General features: G+C 68.2%; 6 protein-coding genes. 1 reads left to right on the top strand and 5 read right to left on the bottom strand.

The genetic code is table 11. The annotated features are described in order from the left end of the window. Positions 1-398 precede the first annotated feature (398 nt). The 5 genes from H488_RS36750 to H488_RS32990 form a co-directional block, all read right to left on the bottom strand. A complete protein-coding gene (locus tag H488_RS36750) occupies positions 399-1,292 on the bottom strand; it encodes an aldose 1-epimerase family protein (protein ID WP_031283570.1) in 894 nt (297 codons plus the stop codon). Between the two features lie 428 nt (positions 1,293-1,720). Continuing rightward, positions 1,721-2,674, bottom strand: coding sequence for a UDP-glucose 4-epimerase GalE (galE, locus tag H488_RS33005; protein ID WP_031283569.1), 954 nt, complete (start codon positions 2,672-2,674; stop codon positions 1,721-1,723). Continuing rightward, positions 2,671-3,864, bottom strand: a complete 1,194-nt coding sequence (galK, locus tag H488_RS33000) for a galactokinase (RefSeq protein ID WP_017834517.1) — start codon at positions 3,862-3,864, stop codon at positions 2,671-2,673. The genes galE and galK overlap by 4 nt, the downstream gene beginning before the upstream one ends. Further along, on the bottom strand, positions 3,861-5,003 hold the full coding sequence (gene galT / locus H488_RS32995) for a galactose-1-phosphate uridylyltransferase (protein ID WP_017834516.1): 1,143 nt from the start codon (positions 5,001-5,003) through the stop codon (positions 3,861-3,863). The genes galK and galT overlap by 4 nt, the downstream gene beginning before the upstream one ends. After that, positions 5,000-5,785, bottom strand: coding sequence for a DeoR/GlpR family DNA-binding transcription regulator (locus H488_RS32990; RefSeq protein WP_017834515.1), 786 nt, complete (start codon positions 5,783-5,785; stop codon positions 5,000-5,002). Before H488_RS32990 ends, galT begins: the two co-directional genes overlap by 4 nt. A gap of 801 nt (positions 5,786-6,586) precedes the next feature. Between H488_RS32990 and H488_RS32980 the strand changes: the two genes are divergently transcribed. Further along, a complete protein-coding gene (locus H488_RS32980) occupies positions 6,587-7,723 on the top strand; it encodes an ABC transporter ATP-binding protein (protein ID WP_031283567.1) in 1,137 nt (378 codons plus the stop codon). The last annotated feature ends 124 nt before the right edge of the window (positions 7,724-7,847 follow it).

Below are 7,847 nucleotides of genomic sequence, written 5' to 3'. Positions count from 1 at the left end.
CGGGGCGATCAGCTCCCACAGACGGTCATCGACCATCCACGACTGCGTCCTCGTCGTCATGCAGGCACTGTGGACCGTTCCCAGGCAGGTGGGCAACGACCGATCAGGTTTTGAGACCAGGTCTTACTGCACGAGTATCCAGACGCCACCGAGTCCGGGCTGGACCGACTCGAGCAGGAGGTGATCGGGATGCGTGGTCTCGTCTCTGTCGGCACAGGGCAGGTGGGAAGCCCGGCGAATCGGTCGAGTAGGACGGAAGCACACCGTGTGCACACGCGGCATGGATCAAGTTGCGGTTGCTGGGTCAGGATCCACGCCCCGGCGATGACGCCCCGCAGCCTTCAAGCGCGGCGAGGATCCCACTCGGCACCCACTCTGTCTTCGGTCGGACCAGGACACTAGAAAGCCTCCAGCGCCCAGGACAGTGAGTGCTCAACCCCGGGGGCGAGGACGACCAAGTCCTCGCCGGAGTTGAAAGCGTCTGGCGGGCAGTCCATCGGTTCGACAGCCAAACCGCCACGTGGGTTGCCCCGGAGGTGGTCCCCGGTGTAGATCTGCACCCACTTGGCGCGAGGGTCCCAGCTGAGCAGTGCTCCGTGACCGTCACACGCCGTGAGGCGGGCGATACATCTTCCGCGCGACGAGGCGGCCACGCCGGTAAAGGCATTGTCGATGGGCATCTGTTCGATGCCGCGCCCGGAGCGGAAGTCGAAAGGCCCTTCGGCGGTGGGGGTAAGCGCCGTCGGGAGCATACGCTGAGGAGAGACGCTCAAGTAATGATCCGCTTCCAGTTCGAGCGTCCAATCATTGACACACCCAGACCCAGCCACCAGGTATGGGTGTGGACAAGATCCATATGGTGCTGCCGTCTGCCCCTCATTAACGCCGCGAATCTCGGCGCGCAAGCCGTCCCGACTTACCATGTATCGGGCTTCCACCCGTACGGAGAAGGGATATCCTGCGTCCGAGCCCAGTCGCAAAGCGAGTACAACTTCACTCTTACTGTTGGACAAGACCTCCCAGTCACGGAAGACCCCGAGTCCGTGCAACGCTGTCGCTTTTTCGGGCTCATTGACAGGAACCTGGTAATGCCGACCGCCGAAGCGGTACTGGCCGTCAGCCAATCTGTTCGGCCAGGGGGCACACACGACGCCTCTGTAATCTACATTGGCGACGCCCGGAGTATGGGCGACTACGAGAGGTCTGCCTTCGTATTCGAGCGAACAAAGCGTAGCTGAAAAGGTGTCGACAAGCGCCGTGTAGCCGCCAGCAGCCAGCATGAACGATGTCATGAGTCTCTCCTAGAGCCTGTTGGGCACCGCTAATAGCATTGAATTAGAAGCCAAAGGAGCTACATGTCTAGCCGCATCGTTCGACTTAATGAGAAAAAAGCTGAAACGTCAACGTTCAGACTGGTTCCTGAGAAGATTAATGTCTGAGCATTCCCGCCATTGACCGCAAAAAATGAGGGACAATCTTCCACCGCAGGCACCGTCGATGCCTGCACGACTGCCCAGGGATTCAACCGCATGGCCACGCTTCTTCAGGCCTCCAACCATCACGATGGCGCGCAGAGTAAACGCGGAGATGATCATCAATGCAGCCGTTAACCTGATGAGGTCTGGCAACGCGCCAACGGGCAGGAGTCCAGATCGGTCCTGTGGGAGGCGCAGGACGGTGGCTTCGCAGAGTTCGGACTGTCATAGGCAATGTGGGCGATCTACCGGTGCGCGGCGCGGGCGCCGGCGACCATGTCCTCGAGCGTGTGGCGCATCCTCCAGTCGAGGTCGCGGGCGGCCAGTGTTCCGTCGGCGACGATCCGGGCCGGGTCGCCGGGGCGGCGGTCGCACAACTCGGGCGTGAAGTCGATGCCGGTGATGCGGGCGGTGGTCTCCATGATCTCCCGCACGGAGACACCCGTCCCGGAGCCGAGGTTGTAGACCGGCTCCAGGGTCCGGCCGGACTCGAGAGCCCGGCCCGCGGCCACGTGTGCTGCGGCGAGGTCGCCGACGTGGACGTAGTCGCGGACGCAGGTGCCGTCTGGGGTGTCGTAGTCCGTGCCGAAGATCTTCGGTCGGCGGCCCTCGGCCAGTGCGGTCAGGACGAGGGGGAAGAGGTTGTGGGGACTGGTGTCGTGGAGTTCCAGCGTCCCGGAACCGACTACGTTGAAGTACCGCAGCGAGGTGTGCCGCAACCCCCGGGCCCGTCCCTGGTCACGGATCAGCCACTCCCCGATGAGCTTGCTCTCCCCGTAGGGCGACTCCGGGAGAGTGGGAGTGCCCTCCGTGACGAGGCCGGCCCGGGGCGTGCCGTACACGGCGGCCGACGAGGAGAAGACCATGTTCCGCACCCCGACCCTCTCCATGGCGGTGAGCAGGTGAGCGGTCCCCGTGACGTTCTGCTCGTAGGTCAGCAACGGGTTCCTGACGGACTCCCCGGCATACTTGTACCCGGCCAGGTGCACGACACCGCTGACGTCGTGGTCGCGAAGCGCTTGCGTCACGGTGCCGGTGTCCAGGACGTCGGCGTGGACGAACGGGATCGTGCCGGGCACGAACTCGCGGTGGCCGCTGACGAGCGAGTCCAGGGCCACGACGGCGATGCCGGCCTCGTCGAACGCCCTGAGGACGTGGGACCCGATGTAGCCAGCGCCGCCGGTCACCAACCAGCTCACAGCCGCTGCGCGCCGTCCGCCGGGAGGACCGTGAAGATGTCGGGGGTCTTCAGGCCGCCGAAGCCGCGCAGGACGGCGTTGCGGACCTGCTCCTCCCGGTCCGCGGGGACGAGGGCGATGGCGGAGCCGCCGAAGCCTCCCCCGGTCATCCGGGCGCCGAGTGCTCCGGCGGCCAGGGCCGTGTCGACGGCGAGGTTCAGCTCGGGGCAGGAGACCTCGTAGTCCTCGCGCAGGGAGGCGTGGGAGGCCGTGAGCAGGCCCCCGACCCCGGCCACGTCGCCGTCGCGCAGGAGCTGCACCGCCTGCAGGACCCGGCGGTTCTCGGAGAGCACGTGCCGCACCCGACGGGCCACTTCCTGGTCCAGGACGGCCAGGTCGGCGTCGGCGGGGACGTCGCGCAGGGAGGCCATCCCGAGGGCGGCGGCGGCGCGCTCACAGGCGGTACGGCGGGCGGCGTAGCCGCCGTCGGCGTGGGAGTGGGCGACCTTCGTGTCGATCACCAGGACTCGCAGCCCGTGCTCGGCCACCGGCAGGGGCACGAGCTCGGACTCCAGGGAGCGGCAGTCCAGGAACAGGGCGGAGCCGGCCCGGCCCATCAGTGAGGCCGACTGGTCCATGATCCCGGTGGGCGCGCCGACGAACTCGTTCTCGGCCCGCTGGGTCAGCCGCGCCATGGCCGGGGCGTCGAGGCCCAGGCCCAGCAGGTCGTTGAGCGCCACGATCGTGGCGACCTCCACCGCGTGGGAGGAGGACAGCCCCGCCCCGACCGGCACGGTGGAGTCCAGCAGCAGCTCGAAGCCGGGGACTTCCACCCCGTCCAGGGTGCCCAGGGCGTGCACCACCCCGGCGGGGTAGGCGCCCCAGTCACCGACGGCACCTGGTGTGAGCCCGGGGACCGTGAACCGTGCGCGGGAGAGCCGCTCCCCGTCGGGGGCGTAGGTGGAGGCCAGCTCCACCGTCTCGTGATCAGGCTCCGCGGCCCGGCGCAGCCGCACGGCGACCATCGCCGTGCGGTCGATGGCGAAGGGCAGCACGAACCCGTCGTTGTAGTCGGTGTGCTCCCCGATGAGGTTCACCCTCCCGGGGGCCCGCCACACCCCGTCCGGGGCGTGGCCGTACACCTCGGTGAAGCGGCGGGCGTGCTCCTCGGCCCGGATGTGTTCGTGGTGATCGATCTGCTCGTCGGTCATCGTGCGGTCCCCCTCAGGCGTGCGGCGGTCTGTTCGGCGGTGACGTCGTTGATGAACGCGCCCATGGCGGCCTCGGAACCGGCGAGGAACTTCAGCTTGTCCTCGGCCCGGCGCGGGCTGGTCAGCTGTAGGTGCAGCCACCCGGCCTCGCGGTCGGCCGCGTTCACGGGGGTCTGGTGCCAGGCGGCGATGTAGGGGGTCGGCGTGTCGTAGAGCCGGTCCACCCGTTGCACCAGATCGCGGTAGAGGACCGCCAGCTCATCGCGCTCGGCCCCGGTGAGGGCAGCCAGGTCCGGGACCTGGCGGTGCGGGACCAGATGGATCTCCAGGGGCCAGCGCGCGGCGTAGGGGACGTAGGCGGAGAAGTACTCGCCCTCGATCACCATGCGGTCCCCCGCCGCGGCCTCGTCGGCGAGGATCTCGCCCATCAGGGCCCGGCCCGTGGCGGCCAGGTGCGCGCGGGAGCGGGCGGCCAGCCGGGCGGCATGCGGAGCCGGATAGGGATAGGCGTAGATCTGCCCGTGCGGGTGGTGCAGGGTCACCCCGATCTGCTCGCCGCGGTTCTCGAAGGGGAAGACGTGGCGGATCCCGACCATTGCCGAGAGCGCCTCGGTGCGCTGGGCCCACGCCTCCACCACCGTGCGCGCCCGTCCGAAGGGCAGGGACGCGAAGGAGCCCTGGTGCTCGGGGGTGAACACCACGACCTCGCACCGCCCCACAGCCGGGGACGGGACACCCCACAGGGACCGCTCCCCCACCAGCCGCGGATCCGGCAGCTCGGCCAGCTCCGGGCCCAGCGAGGGGAAGCGGTTCTCGAAGACGACGACGTCGAAGTCCTCGGTGGGGATCTCGGACTCCCGCCCGCCCGTGCTCGGGCACAGCGGGCACTGGTCGACCGGGGGCAGGTAGGTGCGGGTCTGGCGGTGGGCGGCCACGGCCACCCACTCCCCGGTCAGGCGGTCGAAGCGCACCTCGCCGTGCCCGGAGCGGGCGTCCAGGGGCCGGTGGTCGGTGACCTGCTCCACCGGCGGGGTGCCGCGGTCGGAGAAGAAGACGGCCTCCCGGCCGTCGGCGAGGTGGTGGGTGCGGTGCGCGATCAGCGGTGCGGTGGCGCGCTCGGCGGGGGCGGGAGAGGTCATCGGACGGGCTCCAGTCGCAGATCGGGAACGTATTGGCTCAGGATTTCGCGGGCCGCGGGGTCGAGGCCGTCGTCCATCACGACGGTGTCGACCTCGTCCAGGTCGGCGATGCGGTAGAGGCCGACCAGGCCCCACTTGGTGGAGTCGGCCAGCACCACGCTGCGGTCGCAGCGCTGCAGGAAGAGGCGGTTGATCTCGGCCTCCATCATGTTGGGGGTGGTCAGCCCCTCCCGCTCGCTGATCCCGTGGACGCCCATGAAGCACACGTCCACATGCAGCGTGCGCAGTGCAGCCGTGGCCAGCGGACCCACCAGCGCGTCGGAGGGGGTCCGTACGCCGCCCAGCAGCACCACGGTCTGCCCCGTGACCGGCGCGTCCTGGAGCGCATCGGCGATGCGCGGAGAGTTGGTCACCACCGTGATCTCGGGGATCCGGCGCAGGGCACGGGCCAGGGCGTAGGTCGTGGTCCCCGAGTTCAGCGAGACTGACATCCCCGGCTCCACCATCGACTCCGCGGCCGCCGCGATCGCCGCCTTCTCCGGCAGCTGCAGCTCGGACTTGTGCATAAAGCCGGGCTCGGCGGCGGAGGACCCCGCGGGCAGCTTGGCCCCGCCGTGGACCTTCTGCAGTTCGCCGTCACGGGCCAGCCGGTCCAGGTCGCGGCGCACCGTCATGTCGGACACGCCCAGTTCGGCAGCCAGGTCGGCCACCCGCACGGCACCGGCCGCACGCACCCGGTCGAGGATCTTCCGCCGTCGGCGGTCGGGAAGCATCTCGGACATGAGTCCTCCTGGATCGGGGACGGCGCGGGGAGGCGCGTCGTGGTGGCATACCTCACCATTCAAACAATTTTGTGTTTATTTTAACATACTTGATGTTCGTCCATGTTACTTCTAATATGGCGTGAACCACACAAGAACAATCCCTCCGGAGCCGACGTGACCGTTGCGACCCTGAAGCCAACGACCGTTTCCGACCCGACCGGGTCGTTTCGGTTGCACCTAGTCAGCGAGAACGTGTCCGCCCTCGTCCAACTCTCGAAAAGTCAGGTGCCCTCCGTGGTGCACTGGGGAACGTCGCTCGGCGGTCCCGACGGCCGGACCGTCGAGCTCGCCGAGACCACCCACGCCCACTCCACGGCCAGCGACCAGGAAGTGCCCATGCGTGCCGACGCGTTCGGGTCGCTGCGCAGTGACCGGACGGACGCTCCGAGCTTGGTTAGCAATCGGGATGGAGCAAGTACGGACACCTCTCTTCCGCGTCCCGGAGGCCTGCCTTGAGCCGATGAACCATTGAGATGCCGTCACCAACGGTGCACAGGTGAGCGGTGGGCCGGACCTGCTAGTTCCGGTGTTCGAAGATATCTGGGCCAACCACCGCCCCGCGTCGATCCGCATCAAAACCAACGAGGCCATCAACGTTCTCTTCGCGGCGGACAAATGACCGACAGGGCCGCGAGTTGTTCCCGGCTCCGCCGCGCCGTCCGGCTCTTCGTCACACCACACCTCTCGGCACCATCCGGTGCCGCTCCACATCCCACTATCCCGCAGGGCCACCTGGGGAGACTCGGAAGGAAATCCACTATGTCCTCTGTTCGTTATGACCATGTCACCTGTCAGTACCCCGGCGCCGAGCGGCCCTCGGTGACCGGCCTGGACCTGTCCATCGCCGACGGGGAGTTCCTCGTGCTCGTCGGACCTTCGGGATGCGGGAAGTCCACGACCCTGCGCATGCTCGCCGGGCTGGAGGAGGTCACCGACGGGCGGATCCTCATCGGCGACCGCGACGTCACCGACGTCCCCTCCCGGGACCGCGACATCGCGATGGTCTTCCAGAACTACGCCCTGTACCCGCACATGACCGTGGCCGAGAACATGGGCTTCGCCCTGAAGATCGCCAAGGTCCCCGCCGACCAGCGCCGGGCCCGGGTGGAGGAGGCCGCGAAGATCCTGGACCTCACCGACTACCTGGACCGCAAGCCCAAGGCCCTGTCCGGCGGGCAGCGCCAGCGCGTGGCCATGGGCCGGGCGATCGTGCGCTCCCCGCAGGTGTTCCTGATGGACGAGCCGCTGTCCAACCTGGACGCGAAGCTGCGGGTCCAGACCCGCACCCAGATCGCCTCCCTCACCCGCCGACTCGGGGTCACCACCGTGTACGTCACCCACGACCAGGTTGAGGCGATGACCATGGGCGACCGGGTGGCGGTGCTCAAGGACGGGCACCTCATGCAGGTCGACACCCCCCGGGCGCTCTACGATGCCCCGGCCACGGAGTTCGTCGCCGGGTTCATCGGCTCGCCGACCATGAACCTCTTCCGTGCCCCACTCACCGGCGGCACCGTGCAGCTGGGCACGGTGAGGATTCCGCTGACCGGCGCCCAGCGGAATGCGCTGACCGAGACCAAGGTCACCATCGGCATCCGCCCCGAGGACCTCCACCCCGCCCCCGAAGGCGAAGGGCTGCCGATCGTGGCCGACGTCGTTGAGGAACTCGGCGCCGACGCCTTCGTCTACGGCCACCTCGCCCCCGTCACCGCCGCCAACACGGTGGTGCCGGTGGACAACACCACCGGGGCCGAGGACGACCCGGCCGCCCACGAGTTCATCGTCCGCGTCGAGGGCCGCACCCCACCGGCACCCGACACCACAATTTGGGTCGTTCCGACCCTGGAGCACGTCCACCTCTTCGACGCCGTCACCGGCCGGCGCCTGCCCGACTAAGACCTGGTCTCGTAACTCTTCTACCTGACGCAGTCGGCGGAAGTTGATGAGCGTGACGGCGAGCAAGAGCAGCGGGAGCAGCGTGGCTGCAGTGCGGTCGTAACGGATCCCGAGACGCTTGAAC

The sequence above is a fragment of the Kocuria sp. UCD-OTCP genome, from assembly GCF_000349605.1.
Classification (GTDB): domain Bacteria; phylum Actinomycetota; class Actinomycetes; order Actinomycetales; family Micrococcaceae; genus Kocuria; species Kocuria rosea.
This window is presented reverse-complemented; position numbering and strand designations above follow the sequence as displayed.